Annotated in this window: 15 protein-coding genes and 1 pseudogene; 11 read left to right on the top strand and 5 right to left on the bottom strand. The window is 54.8% G+C overall.

Annotated elements, in window-relative coordinates:
* Positions 1–104: 104 nt before the first annotated feature.
* Complete coding sequence (asnB, locus tag B2R48_RS01915) at positions 105–2,039, bottom strand: asparagine synthase (glutamine-hydrolyzing) (protein ID WP_296997113.1); 1,935 nt, start codon at positions 2,037–2,039, stop codon at positions 105–107.
* Positions 2,040–2,137: 98 nt separating this feature from the next.
* Positions 2,138–4,039: a sigma-54-dependent Fis family transcriptional regulator gene (locus tag B2R48_RS01910; protein WP_296997112.1), complete on the bottom strand. Its 1,902-nt coding sequence runs from the start codon at positions 4,037–4,039 to the stop codon at positions 2,138–2,140.
* Positions 4,040–4,403: 364 nt separating this feature from the next.
* On the opposite strand from B2R48_RS01910, the gene adh reads away from it, so the two are divergent.
* Entirely contained in the window at positions 4,404–5,924 is a 1,521-nt protein-coding gene (gene adh / locus B2R48_RS01905; RefSeq protein ID WP_296997110.1) for an aldehyde dehydrogenase, read from the top strand.
* A 72-nt stretch (positions 5,925–5,996) separates the two neighbouring features.
* On the top strand, positions 5,997–6,395 hold the full coding sequence (locus B2R48_RS01900; protein ID WP_062957602.1) for a DUF779 domain-containing protein: 399 nt from the start codon (positions 5,997–5,999) through the stop codon (positions 6,393–6,395).
* A 200-nt stretch (positions 6,396–6,595) separates the two neighbouring features.
* On the opposite strand, the gene B2R48_RS01895 is transcribed toward B2R48_RS01900, so the two are convergent.
* Positions 6,596–7,609, bottom strand: coding sequence for a YeiH family protein (locus B2R48_RS01895; RefSeq protein ID WP_296997107.1), 1,014 nt, complete (start codon positions 7,607–7,609; stop codon positions 6,596–6,598).
* Between the two features lie 235 nt (positions 7,610–7,844).
* Here B2R48_RS01895 and B2R48_RS01890 point away from each other — a divergent pair, with 235 nt between their 5' ends.
* The 4 genes from B2R48_RS01890 (at position 7,845) to B2R48_RS01875 (ending at position 11,453) form a co-directional block, all read left to right on the top strand.
* Complete coding sequence (locus B2R48_RS01890; protein ID WP_348657921.1) at positions 7,845–8,741, top strand: LysR substrate-binding domain-containing protein; 897 nt, start codon at positions 7,845–7,847, stop codon at positions 8,739–8,741.
* Positions 8,742–8,947: 206 nt separating this feature from the next.
* Entirely contained in the window at positions 8,948–10,336 is a 1,389-nt protein-coding gene (locus B2R48_RS01885) for a cytochrome ubiquinol oxidase subunit I (RefSeq protein ID WP_296997106.1), read from the top strand.
* Positions 10,333–11,331: a cytochrome d ubiquinol oxidase subunit II gene (gene cydB / locus B2R48_RS01880; RefSeq protein ID WP_296997104.1), complete on the top strand. Its 999-nt coding sequence runs from the start codon at positions 10,333–10,335 to the stop codon at positions 11,329–11,331. Before B2R48_RS01885 ends, cydB begins: the two co-directional genes overlap by 4 nt.
* Positions 11,331–11,453 carry a hypothetical protein gene (locus tag B2R48_RS01875; protein WP_296997102.1) on the top strand — a complete coding sequence of 41 codons (123 nt, stop codon included), beginning with the start codon at positions 11,331–11,333 and terminating at the stop codon, positions 11,451–11,453. The genes cydB and B2R48_RS01875 overlap by 1 nt, the downstream gene beginning before the upstream one ends.
* A gap of 116 nt (positions 11,454–11,569) precedes the next feature.
* Here the strand turns inward: B2R48_RS01875 and B2R48_RS01870 are convergent, their stop codons facing one another.
* Both B2R48_RS01870 and B2R48_RS01865 read right to left on the bottom strand, forming a co-directional pair.
* On the bottom strand, positions 11,570–12,790 hold the full coding sequence (locus tag B2R48_RS01870) for a PLP-dependent aminotransferase family protein (protein ID WP_296997101.1): 1,221 nt from the start codon (positions 12,788–12,790) through the stop codon (positions 11,570–11,572).
* Positions 12,791–13,042: 252 nt separating this feature from the next.
* Positions 13,043–14,239, bottom strand: a complete 1,197-nt coding sequence (locus B2R48_RS01865; protein WP_296997100.1) for an MFS transporter — start codon at positions 14,237–14,239, stop codon at positions 13,043–13,045.
* A gap of 357 nt (positions 14,240–14,596) precedes the next feature.
* Here B2R48_RS01865 and cysD point away from each other — a divergent pair, with 357 nt between their 5' ends.
* From cysD to B2R48_RS01840, 5 genes and pseudogenes are all read left to right on the top strand, one after another.
* Entirely contained in the window at positions 14,597–15,502 is a 906-nt protein-coding gene (gene cysD, locus B2R48_RS01860; protein ID WP_197147131.1) for a sulfate adenylyltransferase subunit CysD, read from the top strand.
* Positions 15,502–17,421 carry a sulfate adenylyltransferase subunit CysN gene (cysN, locus tag B2R48_RS01855; RefSeq protein WP_296997099.1) on the top strand — a complete coding sequence of 640 codons (1,920 nt, stop codon included), beginning with the start codon at positions 15,502–15,504 and terminating at the stop codon, positions 17,419–17,421. The genes cysD and cysN overlap by 1 nt, the downstream gene beginning before the upstream one ends.
* Before the next feature lie 158 nt (positions 17,422–17,579).
* A complete protein-coding gene (locus B2R48_RS01850; protein WP_296997098.1) occupies positions 17,580–18,728 on the top strand; it encodes a helix-turn-helix transcriptional regulator in 1,149 nt (382 codons plus the stop codon).
* Between the two features lie 233 nt (positions 18,729–18,961).
* A complete protein-coding gene (locus B2R48_RS01845) occupies positions 18,962–19,369 on the top strand; it encodes a DUF995 domain-containing protein (protein ID WP_213474362.1) in 408 nt (135 codons plus the stop codon).
* A 203-nt stretch (positions 19,370–19,572) separates the two neighbouring features.
* Positions 19,573–19,802 (top strand): annotated as a pseudogene (locus B2R48_RS01840) (protein ImuA); the annotation flags it as partial.

Below are 19,802 nucleotides of genomic sequence, written 5' to 3'. Positions count from 1 at the left end.
AAGAAAACGTTCATTCGTGAACGAAAATGAAAACCCCGCCTGAAGACCAGACGGGGTCATGAAAGATCAAATGTGCCAAAAATCCCGGGAACAGTGCCGTTCGATCAGGTCAGCCAGCGTTGCTGCCAGTCAGACAGCATGGCAATCGTCCAAAGCTGATGGCCCCAATTGCGTTTGCCCGACATATGCTCGGACCGGAGCTTTTCGATCTGGCGACGATCCAGACCGAAGTCGGTATAAAGCGCTTCATTGGCCAGATGGTCCCCCATCCATTCATTGAGCGGCCCACGCAGCCATTGCGCCAGCGGCACACCGAAGCCGGTTTTTGGCCGGTCAATCATTTCACGCGGAACATATTTATACAGGATCTGGCGCAGGGCATATTTGCCGACCGATCCATTCATCTTGAGCCGTGCTGGCAAACGCCAGCCAAACTCGATCACGCGGTGATCAATGAAGGGCACGCGCACTTCAAGCGAATTGGCCATCGATGCCCGATCCACCTTGGTCAGAACATCATCGACCATATACATCATCGTATCCATGGCCTGCATGGAGGACACATAATCCAGATGACGGTTGCGACAGAACTTCTCGCCCGGCACGCGGAATTTTTTGCTTGATGCGTGCTTGCCGCGCAGCTTGTCAGGATCAAACAGCGAAATCAGTGCATGATAACGATCAATATCATCGCGGATCGCCAGAAGTGGTGCGGCCTTGTGAATTTTATCGCCAATCGCGCTGGTCGATTTCTTGCCCGGCATCAGGCCAAAAAGCTTGTCCCAATGGTCAGGCGAAAGCATTGTAAGGCCACGCGAAACAAGCCCGCTGCCAAATGGAATACTGCCAGCCGCGGCGCTTAACTGCTTGGCCCACAAATAGCGGTTATAGCCGCCAAAGGTTTCATCGCCGCCATCGCCGGAAAGGGCGACCGTGACGTGCTTGCGCGTCAGGGCAGAGATCAGATAGGTCGGAATGGCAGAACTGTCAAAGAACGGCTCGTCATAGGTTTCCGAAAGCTTCGGCACCAGATCAAGCGCATCCTTGGGCGTCACGTAAAGCTCGGTATGATCGGTCTTCAGGTGCCTGGCGACTTCACCGGCAAAGGCGGCCTCGTTAAAGGCCTCGTCCTCAAAGCCGACGGAAAATGTTTTGACCGGCCGGTCTGAAACAGACTGCATCAGGGCAACGACGGTTGATGAATCAATCCCGCCCGAAAGGAACGCACCCAACGGCACATCGGCCACCATCCGGCGTTGAACCGCATCGCGCAGCAAATCTTCAAGCGCGTCAATCGCACTTTGATCATCGCCGCTCCAGGCATGCGTCTGCCCGTTAAGCACCGCATCCTCGACCGACCAATATCCGGTCTCGGTCGCCTGATCATGTGATGAAATTTCAAGGATATGCCCCGGCTTGAGCATCTTGGCGTGCGCATAAATCGAAAGCCCGGAGGGTACGTAGCCAAAGCGCAAATAGGCATCAAGTCCGGTCTGATTGACCTCGCGCGAGATCGCATCACCTGCCAGCAATCCCTTGACCTCGGACGCAAAGCCGATATGGCCGTCATAGCGCGACCAGTAAAGCGGTTTGATGCCCAGCCGATCACGTACAAGGAACAGCTTCTTTTTCTGCCGATCCCAAAGGGCGATGGCAAACATGCCAATCAGGCGCTTGATGGTATCGCGCAGGCCCCAATGGGCAATGCATTCAAGGATGACTTCGGTATCGGAATGGCCGCGCCAGGTAATGTTGGCCGAGGCCAGCTTTTCGCGCAGTTCCGGGGCGTTATAGATTTCGCCGTTATAGACCATGACATAACGGCCATTGGCGGAATGCATCGGCTGCTTTCCGGCATCGGAAAGATCAATGATGGCAAGGCGGCGCTGCCCAAGGGCCAGTCCACCTTCATCATCCACCCAGACATCACCGCCATCCGGCCCACGGTGATACAGCGCATCATTCATGCGCGATACACGATCGCCCAAGCCCGTTGCATCAGCTTGTTCAGACAGCCATAGACCGGCAATTCCACACATGAAAATATCCTGTAAAGCCCTGCCGTTACTTAAAACAATAACGGTGTGCCCTACAATGAAAACATTCGCAAAATCGGTCTAAAGCCCTTTTTGACCAATCAGCGCCGTTCAATCCCAAGGCGCGCCATCCGGCGATAAAGCGTGTTGCGCCCGATACCAAGCGCCTTGGCGGTGTTGCTGATATGCCATTGGTGATCACGAAGCAGCTGACGCAGCGCATCGGCCTCGGCGCGCTCCATGGTTTGGCGTGGCGATGGTGTTTCGTTGGTCTGTGTCGCGTGGAAATCGTCAGGCAGATGATGACGTTCAATCACGCCGTCTTCGGCAAAGACCGCGGCATATTGCAAAACATTGATCAGTTCGCGGACATTGCCCGGCCAGCCATGACGGGTCAAAAGAGAAAGAACATCGTCTTCGCACTGAACATAGTCGTCTGACAAAACCGCCAAAAGCCGCCCGATCAGATCGACAAGATCGCTTCGTTCGCGCAAAGGCGGCACGGCAAGGCGCGCGCCCTTGATGCGATACAAAAGGTCTTCACGGAATTTCCCCCCGGCCACCGCCGCGTTAAGGTCAACATTGCTGGCACAGATCAGGCGGAAATCGACCGGTACCGATTTCGTGCTGCCAAGCGGCTCGACCGTGCGGCTTTCAAGGACACGCAGCAAACGCCCCTGTGCAGCCAGCGGCATGTCGCCGATTTCATCAAGAAACAGCGTGCCGCCATTGGCCTCGCGGATGCGGCCACCAAACCCGTCGCGCGCAGACCCGGTAAAGGCACCACCGGCATGACCGAACAATTCGTTCTCAATCAAACCTTCGGGCAAGGCGGCACAGTTGATCGCAACAAAGGCCTTTGATTTACCAAGGGTCGCTTCATGAATATGGCGGGCCAGGTATTCCTTGCCGCTGCCGGTTTCCCCCGACATCAGAACATTGATGTCCTTGGCGTGCAGACGCGTACCGATTTCAAAGATGCGCCGAAGGGCTGCGTCCTTGTCGGGGATGTCGGCAGCGGAACGCGCGGGCAGCGATGGGGCCTTGCGCGCAACCGGGGTCGAACGACCGACATAGCGGCGACGCATACGCTGGGGAATGGTGACACTGCCAAACAAAACACCGCCACCTGCGATATTAAGCGGCGTTGCCGACGCGCCCTGCCCCTCCGGCGTTGCCAGCTTGGCGACAAGGTTTTCAACATCCATCTCGAACATTTCGGAAATGTCGGTGGAATTGTTAGCCGCAGACAGAATACGCCGCGCGGTCGAGGTCGCCCCGCTCATTGTGCCGTCAGACGCAATTGAAATCATCGCATCGCGGGTAGAACCGACATGCCGGGCATCGGGATGCAGGTGCAAGATCACATCCCCGGCGCGTTCATCAAAGAACAGGATACGCTCAAGCGCATCGGCATAATCGGCCACCATGCCGCGCACACGCAGGCAATCAGGGCGTTTGATATCTTCGCGCACGGCTGACACATCCAGCACCGAACACACCTTGCCATCGGGATCAAACACCGGGGCCGCGGTGCAGGTCAGAACCGAATGCTGGGCAAGAAAATGTTCGTCCTTGTGGATGGTGATTGGTTGCCCTTCGACAATACAGGTGCCAATGCCATTGGTGCCTTCGCGTTCCTCGCTCCAGACCGCACCGGGCAGAAGTCCGTTGGTGCGAAATGACGGCAACAGGGAATGTGCCGCGACACTGTCAAGGATCACGCCGCTATTGTCGGTCAGAAACACCGCATAGCCCGATGCATCAATCTTGCGATAAAGGGTACGCACCAGATCGTGGGCATGGTGGTAAAGCCGCCCGTTGCGATCACGCAATTGCCGGGTCTGGCTTTCGGGTATGACTTCGGGACGGCGCAAGGTGTCATGAGCCAGGCCAAAGCGTTCTTCACACCTTTGCCAGCTTTCAAGCACCGCACGATTTTGCGCCCCACCGCTGAGCTGAAGGGCTGCTTCTATCCGTCCGCCGGGAAGGTTTCCTGACATAGACGCTATCTCCCTTGTGTCGGTGTTTTGGCCCGGATTTTCCGGTGCGTGGCTTTTGCCACAGCCGATCACAGCATCAATCGTAGCACACTTAAACCACCCCACGCCAAACAGTTTCACACCCCAATTCCGGCAAAACCATGAGTGTTCCATTTTTGGAACAATTTGTGCCACACGCACTGTTCCAATGGGGCGGATGACACAGAACCTCTCTTCAAACGCATAGCGCTCAATGGCCTGAAAACGCGTTCTTTTTCGTCAAATGGCCATGAGATCTGCCAAGTGGCATGACCTTTGCGGATACGGCAGCGTCACAATCAAAAAATGCGGGTGAAAAATCGCCCGTTATCTCGGAGGAACCCAAATGATCTACAAGAATCCAAATGACGCAGGCAGCCCGGTCAGCTTCAAAGGCCGCTATGAAAACTTCATCGGCGGTGAATGGGTCGCCCCTGCCAAGGGTCAGTATTTTGAAAATGTCTCGCCCGTAAATGGCAAGCCGTTCTGCGAAATTGCGCGTTCAAGCAGCGAAGATATCGAAAAGGCGCTTGATGCCGCCCATGCTGCTTTCCCGGCCTGGGGCAAGACCTCGGTCACGGAACGTGCCAACATGCTCAACAAGATTGCCGACCGTATGGAAGCCAATCTTGAAATGCTGGCAGTCGCCGAAACCTGGGATAACGGCAAGGCAGTGCGTGAAACACTGGCAGCTGACATTCCGCTTGCGATTGACCATTTCCGCTATTTTGCCGGTGCCATTCGTGCACAGGAAGGCTCGCTTGGCGAGATTGACGACAACACGGTTGCCTACCACTTCCACGAGCCACTTGGCGTGGTCGGCCAGATCATTCCATGGAATTTCCCGATCCTGATGGCGGTCTGGAAACTGGCCCCGGCCCTTGCTGCAGGCAACTGCATCGTTCTGAAACCGGCCGAACAGACCCCGGCATCGATCTGTGTTCTGCTGGAACTGATTTCCGATCTGATCCCGGCAGGCGTCGTCAACGTTGTGCAGGGCTTTGGTGTGGAAGCCGGCAAGCCGCTGGCACAAAGCAACCGTGTTGCGAAGGTCGCCTTTACCGGTGAAACCACCACGGGCCGCCTGATCATGCAGTATGCATCGGAAAACATCATTCCGGTCACCTTGGAGCTTGGCGGCAAATCACCGAACATCTTCTTTGAAGACATCATGGCCGCTGATGATGATTTCCGTCAGAAAGCCGCCGAAGGCATGGCGATGTTTGCCCTGAACCAGGGTGAGGTTTGCACCTGCCCGTCGCGCGCGATCATTCAGGAAAGCATCTATGACAAGTTCATGGATGGTGTTCTGTCGCGCGTTGCCAGCATCAAACAGGGCAACCCGCTTGATACCGACACCATGATGGGTGCGCAGGCCTCGACCGAGCAGATGGAAAAAATCATGTCCTATCTGGATATCGGCAAACAGGAAGGCGCCGAAGTCCTGTGTGGCGGTGACAAGGCTGATCTGGGCGGTGACCTTTCCGATGGTTTCTATATCCAGCCGACCATATTCAAGGGTCACAACCGCATGCGGATTTTCCAGGAGGAAATCTTTGGCCCGGTCGTATCGGCCACCACGTTCAAGGACGATGCCGAGGCCCTTCATATCGCCAATGACACGCTGTATGGCCTTGGGGCTGGTGTCTGGACGCGTGATGCCAACCGGTCCTATCGCTTTGGCCGCGAAATCAAGGCTGGTCGTGTCTGGACCAACTGCTATCACCTCTATCCGGCGCATGCGGCCTTTGGCGGCTACAAGCAATCGGGCATCGGGCGTGAAAACCACAAGATGATGCTCAACCACTATCAGCAGACGAAGAACCTTCTGGTTTCCTATGATCCGAAACCGATGGGCTTCTTCTGATCCAATGATTTTCACAACCGGACGCGAGGCCAACCTTGCGTCCGGTCGCCTTTTGCAAAGAAGGAGGTGACATTGACTGGATCAGAAAACGCGCCTGCCAGGGTGGTTGCGACAGATGCCGCAATTGAACTGATCAGGAAGCTAAAAGATATCCACGGGCCGGTGATGTTTCATCAGTCCGGGGGCTGCTGCGATGGCAGTGCGCCGATGTGCTTTCCGGATGGAGAGTTCAAAACCGGTGATCAGGATGTGCTGCTCGGCGAGATTGAAGGTAGTCCGTTCTATATCGGGCGCGCACAGTTCGAATATTGGCGCCATACCCAACTGATCATTGATGTGGTCGATGGGCGCGGCGGCATGTTTTCGCTTGAAGGACCAGAAGGCAAACGCTTTCTGACCCGATCACGCATCTTTAGCGACGATGAATGGAAATCCCTTGAAGCATTCGAGGAGACACACCCCATCGCGTAAGAAAATAACCAACAACCAAAGCAAGACGGGATCGTACCCCACCCCTTTGCGTTTCGTTTACCTGCACCGTCTCCCACGGTGCTTTCCTCCCCCCAGCGAAACGCGCGAAGAGGCCGTCTCATTTCCCACAATGCAAGGCTTCTTCCACCTGCCTGCTGCCCCCCATTCTGGCAGCAGGCTTTTTTGTTCCCGTGGTTCGCTTAGTTCCCTTGGGCAAGCACCACCAGAACAACGCCGGATAACGCACATAGAAAGGTCAGCGACAACAGCGCTGCAATCACCACCCGCCCGCCGACATGCAGGACATTGCGGATATCGACACTTAACCCAAGTGCCGCCATGGCAAGGATGGTCAGGAATGACGAAGTCGTCTTGATCGGCGCGCGCGCAACATCCGGGATCAGATCGAACGAACAGGCCGCCATCATGGCGATAAAGCCGATGATGAACCATGGCACAACTTGCGCAATCGGAAGCTTCGTCTCGCGCGCCCGCCCGCCAATCACAGCCAGACCAAAGATCACCGGCCCCAGCATCAAAACCCGGATCAGCTTGACCAGTGTACCAACCTGCACCGCAAGGGTGCCGGCCGGGGCGGTTGCTGCCAGAACCTGTGGCACGGCATAAACGGTAAGGCCGGAAAAAATACCATATTGGGTTGCCGATAATCCAAGCCCGGCATGAAGCATCGGCAGGACAAAAACAAACAGCACACCCAAAACCGCCGTGAACGAGATCGAGGCCGCCACATCATCTGATTGCGCTTCAATCACCGGCGCGGTTGCTGCAATTGCCGAATTGCCACAGATCGAATTGCCGCACGCCACCAGCATCGAAAGATGGTTGGAAAGACCCAGCGCGCGCCCGATGTGATAGCTGACAAACAGGCTGATACAGACCACCGCGATGATGGCCGCGACCAGCCCGCCCCCGGCCGACCCGATAGCCTGCGCGCTGATCGACGCCCCCAGCAACACAATGGCGATTTCAAGCACCGTCTTGGCGCAAAACCGAACCCCGGCAAAATAACGCGGCGCCAACCCGAACAAAGACCGCACCACCACGCCGATCAGAATGGCAAAAACCAGACTTTCCACCCAGCCACGCCCGAACAACATACGCTCGGCATGCTCGGCCAGCTTGGCGGCAAGTGCGACCAAAAGGGTCACAGCAAGTCCGGGCAGGATCGGTTTGAGGTGGGCGTTAAAAAACATGGTTTTCCTGTGTTTTGATCACAGGCAGAAAATCTCACGCCTAACCATTTACTTCCATCGAATAAAAATTCATATTTCATTCGATTAAATTGAACAGTTAAGGTGTGGCTTATCAGAACACCCCTCCGTCATTCCGGACGGCGCATCGCGCCGAGCCGGAATCTGGAACCTCTCGTTCAAAAGTTTCCCGCCGCCGCGGGAAAGACGCCATTACAAACAGCAAAGCGCCAACGCCATGATGACACTTGAACAGCTACAGATCTTTGTCGCAGTTGCCGAACGCGAACACCTGACCCGCGCGGCCGAGGCAATTGGCCTGACGCCATCGGCCGTCAGCTCCGCGATCAAGAACCTTGAAGGCTTTTATGGTGTGGCGCTGTTTAACCGGGTGGGACGGCGGATCGAGCTGACGCAGACCGGGCGGCTGTTCCTTGATGAAGCCAAATCAACGCTGGCGCGTGCACGCGCCGCTGAACTGACGCTGGCTGAACTGGGCGGCATGCAGCGCGGGGAGCTTAATGTTTATGCCAGTCAGACGATTGCCAGTTACTGGTTGCCACCCTTCCTGATGAAATTCCATGACCAGTATCCCGGCATCGAAATCCGCCTGACGATTGGCAACACCAAAACCGTGTCCGATGCGGTACGCGGCGGGGCGGCCGATATCGGCTTTATCGAAGGCGATATTGATGAACCGGCATTGGCCAAACGCGAAGTCGCCGAAGACGCCCTCGTGATCGTTGTGTCACCCAAACACCCGTGGGCCAATGGCCGGGCGCTGAGCCCGCAGGCGCTTGTCACCCAGACCAACTGGATCCTGCGCGAAGCAGGCTCCGGCACACGATCGGAATTTGAAACCGCCTTGCGCGATCTGGGCGTTGATCCCGCGCGCCTGCGCACCGCACTTGTCCTGCCCAGCAACGAAGCCGTCATTACCGCGGTTGAAAACGGCATCGCCGCCACCGCCGTTTCACAGTTCGCTGTCGGCTCGCTCATCGCGCAAGGCCGCATTGCACGTGCCAACTTCCCGATCCCGCCGCGAAAATTTATGGTGCTCCGCCACAAGGAACGCCAGCAAACACAAAGTTCGCTGGCGCTGGAAAAGCTTTGCCTTTCGGACGGGCGCGACTAAATCAAAACAATCTAATTTAAAAATATTCCAAGTGTAAATTGCGCATTCGCAATGCAGCATTTTGGTACCGGTTCTAATGGTCGGTCTGACAGGGCAACCTGTGCATGCGCCACCCACCAACGACACATGCATCCGTCAAAGGGCACTTCCGGTCGCGGAAGATGCAGAGTTGTCCAGAGGCTTCGCCACCTTAGAGGACCCTGCCAATGCTTGATGCAGAATTATTGGCGCGCATACAGTTTGCCTTTACCGTCTCGTTCCACATTATCTTCCCGTCCTTTACCATCGGACTGGCGAGTTTCCTGTTTGTGCTCGAAGCCCTGTGGCTGCGCACCAGGGACGAGACTTATCTTTCGCTTTACAAATTCTGGATGAAGATCTTTGCCCTCGCCTTTGGCATGGGCGTCGTATCCGGGATTGTCATGTCCTATCAGTTCGGCACGAACTGGGGACCGTTTTCCGAATTTACCGGCGGTGTGATCGGCCCGCTTCTGGCCTATGAGGTGCTGAGCGCCTTCTTCCTTGAGGCCGGTTTCCTTGGCATCATGCTGTTTGGCTTGAACCGTGTCGGGCCGAAGCTCCACTTTACCGCTACCACCATGGTTGCGATCGGAACGCTTTTCTCCGCCTTCTGGATTTTGTCGGCCAACAGCTGGATGCAGACACCGGACGGCTATGTGATCGAAAATGGCCGGGCGGTTGTTTCCAGCTGGATCGATGCGATTTTCAATCCAAGCTTCCCGTATCGTCTGGTTCATATGGTGCTGGCGGCTTACCTCACCACCGCCCTTGTGGTTGGGGCGGTTGGCGCATGGCATCTGATGCGTGATCGCGAAAACCGGGCGGCGAAAATCATGTTTTCCATGGCAATGTGGATGGCGGCCATCCTTGGCCCGATCCAGATCTTTGCCGGCGATTTGCACGGGCTTAATACCCTTGAACATCAGCCCGCCAAAGTGGCCGCGATGGAAGGGCATTTCGAAACGTATGAAGGTGCCCCCCTGATCCTGTTTGGCATACCCGACATGGAAAAAGAGGAAACCAAATACGCACTCGAAATCCCAAAACTGGGTTCGATGATCCTGACCCATGAATGGGATGGCAAGATCACCGGGCTTAAGGACTTCGCCCCTGAAGATCGCCCGAATGCGGCAATTGTGTTCTGGACGTTCCGCATCATGGTCGGTCTGGGTGTTTTGATCGCACTTCTGGGTATTGCCAGCGTCATCGCGCGGGTGCGCAAGAAGCTTTATAGCTGTGGCTATTTGCATCGCTTTGCCCTTTTGATGGGGCCAAGTGGCTTTGTTGCGATTCTGGCCGGCTGGTTTACCACCGAAGTCGGGCGCCAGCCCTGGGTGGTTTATGGCCTGATGCGCACATCCGAGGCCGGCTCACCCGTCGCCCCGACCGCCATTGCCGGATCGCTGATCGCCTTTGTGGTGGTTTATGCCATCGTGTTCGGGGTCGGCACGGCCTATATCCTGCGTGCCATGGTCAAGGACCCGCGTAGCGCCCACATCCCTGAAGAAACCGAAATCTTGCGGGCCGGTGGTCGCCAATCAACAGCCGCACATCCGCCCGTGGCAGGAGAATGATCATGGATTATCAACTGATCTGGGTTCTGCTGATTGCTGTTGCCGTCTTTGCCTATGTCACACTGGATGGCTTTGACCTTGGAATCGGCATCCTGTTCCCGTTCATCAAGAACCCGAAAAATCGCGGCCGGATGATGAATACCGTCGCCCCGGTGTGGGATGGCAATGAAACCTGGCTGATCCTGGGCGGGGGTGGGCTCTATGCCGCCTTCCCGCAGGCCTATTCGTTGCTGATGACAGCGTTTTATATTCCGGTCTTTACCATGCTGCTGGCGCTTGTTTTCCGTGGTGTGGCGTTTGAGTTCCGGTTCAAAAGCAAGAACCACCAGAAACACTGGGACTTTGCCTTTTCCGCCGGATCAATCATCGCAGCCGCGATGCAAGGCGCGATGCTGGGCGGCTTTATCGAAGGCATTGCCGTTGAAAACGGCCGTTTTGTTGGCGGTGCGTTTGATTGGTTGAGCCCGTTTTCGGTGTTCTGCGCAACCGCGGTTGTGGTGGGCTATGCCCTGCTCGGTACTGGCTGGCTGATCATGAAGATGGAAGGCGATTTTCAGGGCAACCTGCGAAAGCTCGCCAAACCAGCCGTGATCTGGATGGCGGCCAATCTTGGCGTGGTGTCGCTGATGACGACCTATGTTAACCCGGCCTACGCCCAGCGCTGGTTTGAACTGCCAAACATGCTTTACCTCACCCCGATCCCGCTTGTGACGGTCGGGTTGCTCTATTGGCTGTGGCATGCCGTCAAGAAGCGTGAAAAAACCGTGTTTGGCATCACGCTTGGCATTTTTTTCCTCAGTTACGTCGGCTTCGGGATCACGCTTTATCCCAATATCGTGCCACCCATGATCACCTTCCGCGATGCAGCCGCGCCGGAAAACAGCCTTGCCTTCATGCTGGTGGGGGCTGTGGTTCTGCTGCCGATCATTCTGGCTTACACCGCCTATGCCTATTGGGTATTTCGCGGCAAGACCGGGGATGAGGGGTATCACTGATGACCGTGTTTAATTCCCGCAAAGCCCGCAGATGGCTATGGTTTGTCGGCCTTTATGTCGGCGGGGTTGTCGTCCTTGGCGCAGCATCCTTGCTGCTGCGCGCCCTGATGGGGCAGGCATGACCATGCACATACCCTGACCTCTGACCTGACCCATGCAAACTCCCGTGACCTGCTTCATACCCCCGACAGCAGGTCTTTACCCGGCAGCATTCCCCACCCGCTGCCGGGTTCTTTTTTTACTGATTATCCTTGCGCTTGATCAGATCGGCCAGACGCGTGATGCCGTCCCTGATCCGGTCCACCTTCTCGGTCGAGAAGCTGAGCCGTGCTGTATTCTTGCCACTGCCATCGGTAAAGAAAGCCTGCCCCGGCACAAAGGCAACGTGAACATCCTCAAGCGCCTCTTCAAGAAGCTGACGTGCATTGATGTGTTCGGGCAGGGTCAACCAGACAAACATGCCGCCTTCCGGCTTCGTCCAGGACACATCACCCGGCATGGTTTCAGCCAGGGTTTGCAGCATGCCATCACGCTTTGTGCGGTAGGACGCACGCAGTTTTTCAAGATGTCCCGGGAACAGTTTCTTGGCAGCACGCAGGGCGGCTTCCTGATTAACTGTGGAAACATGCAGGTTTCCGGCCTGCATCATCAAAACCAGTTTGTCGATGACCGGACGCGGCGCACAGACCCAACCGATGCGAAGGGCTGGCGCGAGCGTTTTGGAAAATGTGCCGAGCTGAATGACATTGCCTGACGCCGGGTCGCTGCCCTGTTCATCAAGGCTTAGCAGTGACGGCAGGCTTTCGGCCCCGTTATAGGACAACTTGCTATAGGCCGCATCTTCAAGCAGCACCGCACCATAACGGCGCGCCAGTTCCAGAACGGCCTTGCGCCGCGCAACTGACCACGACCGGCCGGTCGGGTTTTGGAAATCCGGGGCGACATAGGCCACACGTGCCCCATTGGCAAAGGCATCTTCCAGCTGACTTAACACCGGGCCGTCTTCTTCGGCATCGACACCGACATAGTTTGGCAACCGGGTTGAAAAGGCCTGCATCGCGCCAAGATAGCTTGGCTTTTCAACAATCAGGTCGCGCCCTTCTTCGAGCAGCAGGCGGGCCAGGATATCAAGTCCCTGTTGTGCACCATTGGTGATCAGGACATTATCAATCGTGCGCGCAGCACCCTGTTCGGCCAGATCATCAACAATCCACTGGCGCAAGGCCGGCAGACCCTCGCTAACGGAATATTGCAGACTGCGGCGCGCCTGCGTGCCGTCCTGCATCATCGCGCCATAAATCTCGCTGAATGTATCGACCGGAAACAGATCGGGATCGGGCACACCACCAGCAAAGGAAATCACTTCCGGGCGCTCGGCCACTTTCAACAGATCACGAATTTCCGAGGCCACCAGCACCCGCGCATCCCGCGCAATCAGGTCATTCCAGCTTACAGACATTTCAAACTTCCAATTAGGTCAGTATTCATGTCCTTTAAATGGAGCTTCCCGCCCCCTAAAATCAAGTTCTTTTCAATACCAACATAAAATTTGAAATAAAATTACCAAAAATTCGCCAATCAAGCATAATGCCGGAATGCGAAATAAAGCCAAAAGTAGCAACCACTGATGTTTGCGCATGGCAGAACAGCGGCAGAAGAAAAACTTCCACCGCTGTTCGGATGCGTGACCTTGTAAGATCTGGTGTTGATGCTACTCAGCCGCGCGCACGTTAAAGCGCGGCAATGACAAAACAAGACCCGAAACCAGCATCACAAGGCTGAGCACAAGAATAAGCCAACTGGTCTGCGCCAAGCTGCCGGTAAGCCCGACAAGCAGCCCCGCGATTGGCTGTGTCATGTTGTTAAATAGAATGATCACACCAGTCGTCTTGCCATAATCGCGCGCCGGGATGATCTTTTGCCGGACGGTGCGGATATAGATGTTAAACATCCCGTCAAATCCGAGCACCACAGCAAAGCCAACCATATAAAGCCAGTAACCCGGACTGATCGCCGTCAGCACGCCACCAAGGAAGACACCGGCAAATGATATAAGCCCGATACGCCCCACCGAAAGGCGGCTCGCCCCAACCAGCATCAATACAATGATGGTGAATGCCGCACCGACAGTTTGCAAAAGGGCGTAATGTTCTTCGCTTTGGCCATGAAGCCCGGTGACCATGGCCGCCGACGTCGCAAGCGTAATGCCAAAAACAAGGTTCACGCTTGCGGTCAGCGCGATCACACGCTTCAGCCCCGGCAACGAAATCAGATGTGAAAACGCTGTTTTAAAAGGTGCGATCCAGGACGGGTTTTCATCCGTTGCCGCAATCGGTGTTTGATTAAAATGGCGCCAGATCATCATCGATAGTTCGGCAATTGCGAACAGAACAGCCGCGACAACGACAACGGTTTGCCAGTTGCTGATCGCAAACAGGGTGGCGGCAAGAAGTGGACCCAGAACGATGCTCGCTTGATTGACACTTTGCGAAACCGACTGGATTTTCTCAAACCGCGCACGGGCAAAGATCTGCGGCAATAACACTTCGCGCGCCATGAAGCCCTGCGTGGTCAGAAGACCGCAAATGGCAGAAATACCCACAACCCAGCCAAGCCCGTCAAACAAGGCAAATCCAATCAGCCCCAGCACACAGATCACAGCACGCCCGATCTGGCTGAGCTGCATCAGCCGAAGTGGCGAATAGCGATCTGAAAGAACCCCGCAAACGGGATAGAACAATACGCGCGGCAATGTTTCGGCGGCATAAGCCAGGCCCGAGAGCGAAACACTTTGCGTGGTCTGGTAGACCACCAGCGGCACAACAAACAAAAGAAACTGATCGGCAAGCCTTGCGGCAAACATGGATGTGAAAAACAGAGAGGTAGGCTTACGGAAGTCAAATCGCACCGCGAAGCATCCTTTTGAAATCAGGGCAAAAAGTCTGACGCCACCCTGCGTCGATTACACTGGTTCCAAAAGCCGCAATCCTGCATGCCTGCCGCGCAACTTTGGGGCGTGACATTGCCAAACTCGTCGCACAGACAGAGTCCGCGGGCGCAAATAAACTTGCCGTGCCGCACTTTTCAAATTAAACACAATTATCAGTGTTGATAATTATTCGACTACAAAATTTTGTGTAAAAATGGAAATCACACTTGCGTTGCGGGGCATTCCATATTACCCATCAAAGGCAAGTGAAATACTTTTATAAACACAAAATATTGTGTTAATTGCCATAGTTATGATTGATCGGCAGGAAAGAGAATGCAGCCCAACCTGACTCATCTCCGCCAGCTCGAGGCAGAGAGCATCCACATCATCCGCGAGGTGGCGGCATCGTTTGAACGGCCGGTGATGCTTTATTCCATCGGCAAGGATTCATCAGTTTTGCTGCATCTGGCGCGCAAGGCATTTTACCCGGCCCCGCCCCCCTTCCCGTTGATGCATGTCGACACCACCTGGAAATTCCGCGAAATGATCGAATTTCGCGACCGGATGGCGGCTGAATACGGCTTTGATCTGATTGTCCATATCAATCAGGACGGTGTGGAACGCGGCATTGGCCCGTTCACCCATGGCTCCAGCCTGCATACCGATGTCATGAAGACGGAATCGCTTAAACAGGCGCTGAACAAATACAAGTTCGATGCCGCCTTTGGCGGTGCACGCCGTGACGAGGAAAAGGCACGTGCCAAGGAACGCGTGTTTTCCTTCCGCACAGAGACCCACCGCTGGGACCCGAAAAACCAGCGTCCGGAACTGTGGGATATCTATAACGCCCGGATCAACAAGGGCGAAAGCATCCGTGCTTTCCCGATCTCGAACTGGACCGAGCTTGATATCTGGCAATACATCTATCTCGAGCAGATCCCGATTGTGCCGCTGTATTATTCCGCCAAACGCCCGGTGGTCGAACGCGACGGCATGCTGATCATGGTCGATGACGACCGCATGCCGCTCAATCCCGGTGAGACGCCTGAAATGAAATCGGTGCGGTTCAGGACCCTTGGCTGCTATCCGCTCACAGGGGCGGTTGAGTCCGAGGCCGCCACCCTGCCCGAGATTATTCAGGAAATGCTTCTGACCCGTTCAAGCGAACGTCAGGGCCGCATGATTGACCACGACCAGGCCGGGTCGATGGAGAAGAAGAAGCAGGAAGGCTATTTCTGATGTCACACAAGTCTGATTTGATCGCCGATGATATTCTCGGCTACCTCAAGGCTCAGGAAGAAAAAAGCCTTCTGCGTTTCATCACCTGCGGCAGCGTGGATGATGGTAAATCGACCCTGATCGGACGTCTGCTTTGGGATTCCAAACTGATCTTTGAAGACCAGCTGGCCGCCCTTGAATCAGATAGTCGCAAGGTTGGCACCCAGGGTGGCGAGATTGATTTTGCCTTGCTGCTCGATGGCCTGCAGGCTGAACGCGAACAGGGCATCACCATTGATGTTGCCTATCGCTTCTTCTCGACCGACAAGCGGAAATTCATCGTCGCCGATACCCCCGGCCACGAACAATATACCCGCAACATGGCGACCGGTGCCTCGACTGCTGATGTTGCCGTCATCCTGATTGACGCGCGCAAAGGCATTCTGACCCAGACCCGCCGCCACAGCTTCATTACCTCATTGCTGGGCATCAAGCATGTGGTGCTGGCGGTCAACAAGATGGACCTGATCGACTATGATCAATCCAAGTTTGATCAGATCGTTGCCGAGTATCAGGAATTCGCCAAACAGTTGAAGTATAGCTCGATCACGGCGATCCCGCTTTCAGCCCTGCGTGGCGACAACATGATCGAACCGAGCGCGAATACGCCCTGGTATTCCGGCCCGACGCTTCTGGCCCATCTGGAAGATGTACAGGTCGAACAGGACGCGATTGAAAAGCCGTTCAGACTTCCCGTTCAATGGGTGAACCGTCCGAACCTTGATTTCCGGGGCTTTTCGGGCACCATTTCATCTGGCCGCGTCAAACCGGGTGACGAGATTGTTGTGACCGCATCGGGCCAGACCAGCAAGGTCAAGGAGATCGTTACCTTTGACGGCAACCTGGATGTTGCCATTGCCGGTCAGGCGATCACCCTGACCCTTGAAGATGAAATCGACATTTCGCGCGGCGATGTGATCGCCGAAGAAAAAGCCAAACCCGATTTCGCTGATCAGTTCGAAGCCCGCATCATCTGGATGCACGAAGATCACCTTCTGCCTGGCCGCCCCTATCTGATCAAGATGGGCGCACAGGTTGCCAATGCGCAGATCAGCGCACTGAAATACAAGGTCAATGTCAACACGCTTGAACATGAACCGGGCAAAACGCTTGAACTCAACGAAGTTGGCATTGCCAACATTTCGGCCGACAAGGCCTTGGCATTTGATCCCTATGACGAAAACCGTCATTCGGGCCGCTTCATCATCATTGACCGCTATACCAACGCCACTGTTGGCGCGGGCATGGTCAACCATTCCCTGCGTCGTGCGACCAACATCAAATGGCAGGAAATGGACATCAACAAGGGGGCGCGTGCCTATCAGAAAGGCCAGAAATCGGCCATTCTGTGGTTTACCGGCCTGTCAGGTGCGGGCAAATCGACCGTTGCCAACCTGGTTGAGAAAAAGCTCCATGCCCTTGGCAAGCACACCTACACCCTTGATGGTGACAATGTGCGTCATGGCCTGAACAAGGATCTTGGCTTTACCGATGCGGACCGGGTGGAAAACATCCGCCGTGTTGGTGAAACCGCCAAGCTGTTTGTCGATGCGGGCGTGATCACGCTGGTGTCCTTCATCTCGCCGTTCAAAAGCGAACGCCAGTTGGCGCGCAGCCTTGTCGAAGATGGCGAGTTCATCGAAGTCTTCATCGACACCCCGCTTGAAGTCTGCGAACAGCGCGATGTGAAGGGCCTTTATAAAAAAGCCCGTGCGGGCGAGATCGCAAACTTCACCGGGATCGACAGCCCCTATGAGCGGCCCGAAAATGCCGAAATCGTGGTCAGCACCGCAGACCAAAGCGCCGAAGAAGCCGCAGAGATCATCGTCTCCAAGCTTGAAGAATTCGGTGTTCTGGGTGCGTGGTTCCCGGAAATCTGATCTGCGTTCACATATTGCGGCCCGACATTATTTAAACTCCGGCACTTTGCCGGAGTTTTTTTTGACCCGCCGCAGATACACGACACCCCCTGAAATCCGCCAATATGCATCCTATATAAGACATAATTGATCAAACGATACGAACGGGGGATCGTTGAATGACGTTTGATAGTAAACTTGCATCTGAGCTATTTGATGCAGCAATTGATGAGAGTCGCTGGGTATCACTCCTGGACCGGGTTGCAACCAATTGCGGGGCACGTTCAGGTGCCGTTGTCTCCGTAAACATGGCGGGGGACAACAAGTTTCAGGGGGTATGGGGAAGCTCACTTTTTACGCCAGAAGTGTCCCATGCCTATAACACGAAATTTTCCAACTATGAATCTGACGGCATTCCCGTCATCCGAGACAGTGATCGTTTTGCCATTTTAACTGAGCACGACCTTTGGCCGAACGAGCCAAACTTGCGCGACCGTCCAGATTTTGTTGGTCTGCGCGATATGATGGGCATTGATCACAGAATTGTCGCGCGCATCAACGAAGATCGAAGCTGGTTCAATACCTTTACCTTGCAATTTGCGATTGGCAAACCACAAGCCACGGAAGCACAAAGACAAACTTTTGCAGCCTATTTGCCCTTCATGAGTCAGGCTGTCAAACTCGCCAATATATTCAAACAGCTCAAGTCCCAGTTTCACGCGGTTCTAAAGGTACTTGACCGATATGCAGTGCCGGTTTTTGTTGTTGATCAACAGGGACACGTCGTGATCGCCAATGATTCTGCTGAAGTGATTATCTCACAGCAAAATGGCGTGCAACGTGATCAACAGGGACGCATTCGCCTTTCTGACAGCGATGCCCAAACAAGACTTCTTGGCGCCATTCGCGGTGCCTGTGCCTCGGCAATTGGCGATAACAACCAAACCGAAAGCATCTTTAATGCTCAACGGCTAACGCGTGACGATCCGTTTTGTATCGAAGTTTCGCCCTTGCGTGACACGGACATGGAATTGGCTGGCAGTTTCTTTTCCGGTGCCTTGGTCAAAATCTATGATCCTGCTTATCATCCGGTTATCCGCATAGAAGCTTTTGGAACCGTCTATGGACTTACCCCCACCGAGATGAGCATTGCCGAATTGTTGGTTCACGGCGCGAAAACAGATGAAATTGCCGAAATACGCGGAACAAGTCCGGCAACGGTCAGCACACAAATCAAGACCATTTTGCACAAGACCGGCTCGCAAACCCGAACAGATCTGGTTCGACGTGCGCTAAGTGCCCATTTGCCGATCATAACTGACACCTGATTTCATCGGCGTCGCAGAAATTCATACCCCGTACGGGGTATGACAACCGACATATATCAATTTAGGGTTTATTATCCATCCAGGGTGGACCAATCCTGATGGGGGACAGGGAAGGAAAGACTTTTCACTAAAACTCCCCGTGCGATTTACGGGATGTTTTATGATCTTCGACTTCGAAGGTGCCACCGGCTTTCTCTCCGCTGTGCGATGCAAACCATACATAGAGGAAGACCATGATCGGTAAATTATCCAAACTGTTTGTTGGTGTGGCTGCGATGGTATCTCTTGCTGCCTGCCAAACGACAACTGAAATGCTGGCAGAGGACGGTGCAGCCAAACTTACCGGCTGGGAAATCCATTCTACCCTTGATGACACCACCCGTGCCTGGGCTAGCGGTAATGGCATGTCCTATTATGCGCCTGATGGCACGTATCTTTGGAAAATGAACAGTGGCGAGGGTGGAGACGGCACATGGATGGTCAATGAAGATGACCAGATGTGCTTTACCGTCGCCGCATGGAATAGCGGCAATCCAGAATGTTACACCATGTACAAAAAATCGGACGGCACGATCGTCTCGGTTGATGATGGCGGAAAACTCTATCCTCTCGGTGCTTTCCAGAAAGGCAATAAACTCTGAGCGCAAGGCCTAAGAAACCTTGTGGAACTCATGACACGATGCATCTGTGAAAGATTAAAGCCTCTCCGACCTTCTGCCTCAGGGCAGAAGGTTTTCTTTTGCCTCAACCACATATCCCTACATCTGAATGAAGTCCCTTTGATACGCCTTGACTCCTGTTCCGCTTTGACCACATAAAAAGAACAAAACAGGAACAATCAAGCATGTCAGACAGACGCATTCATCAGGCCCGCGCGGCTTTGGCCCGCGCCGAGCAGCAATGGAAGGTTCAGGTTTCCTGTCTGTCCGGTGGGCCAGATCGGGCAGACGGGGTGATTGCGCGTGCCTTTGGTGGCACATTCCTGCGCGATCATATCAGCATCGGCGGCCTTGCCACGACTGGCCTGCATGAAGTGTTGTGCGGCCATGATGATTGCGCCGCATCGCTTCTGGC

It is taken from the genome of Thalassospira sp. UBA848, from assembly GCF_002295455.1.
In the GTDB taxonomy this organism is placed as follows: domain Bacteria; phylum Pseudomonadota; class Alphaproteobacteria; order Rhodospirillales; family Thalassospiraceae; genus Thalassospira.
This window is presented reverse-complemented; position numbering and strand designations above follow the sequence as displayed.

Excerpts from the sequence above, each read along its gene's own strand:
- adh (WP_296997110.1), top strand. The coding sequence starts at position 4,404 with ATGATCTACAAGAATCCAAATGACGCAGGCAGCCCGGTCAGCTTCAAA.
- B2R48_RS01845 (WP_213474362.1), top strand. The coding sequence starts at position 18,962 with ATGATCGGTAAATTATCCAAACTGTTTGTTGGTGTGGCTGCGATGGTA.
- B2R48_RS01910 (WP_296997112.1), bottom strand. The coding sequence starts at position 4,039 with ATGTCAGGAAACCTTCCCGGCGGACGGATAGAAGCAGCCCTTCAGCTC.
- B2R48_RS01885 (WP_296997106.1), top strand. The coding sequence starts at position 8,948 with ATGCTTGATGCAGAATTATTGGCGCGCATACAGTTTGCCTTTACCGTC.
- B2R48_RS01850 (WP_296997098.1), top strand. The coding sequence starts at position 17,580 with ATGACGTTTGATAGTAAACTTGCATCTGAGCTATTTGATGCAGCAATT.
- cydB (WP_296997104.1), top strand. The coding sequence starts at position 10,333 with ATGATCATGGATTATCAACTGATCTGGGTTCTGCTGATTGCTGTTGCC.
- cysN (WP_296997099.1), top strand. The coding sequence starts at position 15,502 with ATGTCACACAAGTCTGATTTGATCGCCGATGATATTCTCGGCTACCTC.
- B2R48_RS01895 (WP_296997107.1), bottom strand. The coding sequence starts at position 7,609 with ATGTTTTTTAACGCCCACCTCAAACCGATCCTGCCCGGACTTGCTGTG.
- B2R48_RS01870 (WP_296997101.1), bottom strand. The coding sequence starts at position 12,790 with ATGTCTGTAAGCTGGAATGACCTGATTGCGCGGGATGCGCGGGTGCTG.
- B2R48_RS01875 (WP_296997102.1), top strand. The coding sequence starts at position 11,331 with ATGACCGTGTTTAATTCCCGCAAAGCCCGCAGATGGCTATGGTTTGTC.
- B2R48_RS01890 (WP_348657921.1), top strand. The coding sequence starts at position 7,845 with ATGATGACACTTGAACAGCTACAGATCTTTGTCGCAGTTGCCGAACGC.
- cysD (WP_197147131.1), top strand. The coding sequence starts at position 14,597 with ATGCAGCCCAACCTGACTCATCTCCGCCAGCTCGAGGCAGAGAGCATC.
- asnB (WP_296997113.1), bottom strand. The coding sequence starts at position 2,039 with ATGTGTGGAATTGCCGGTCTATGGCTGTCTGAACAAGCTGATGCAACG.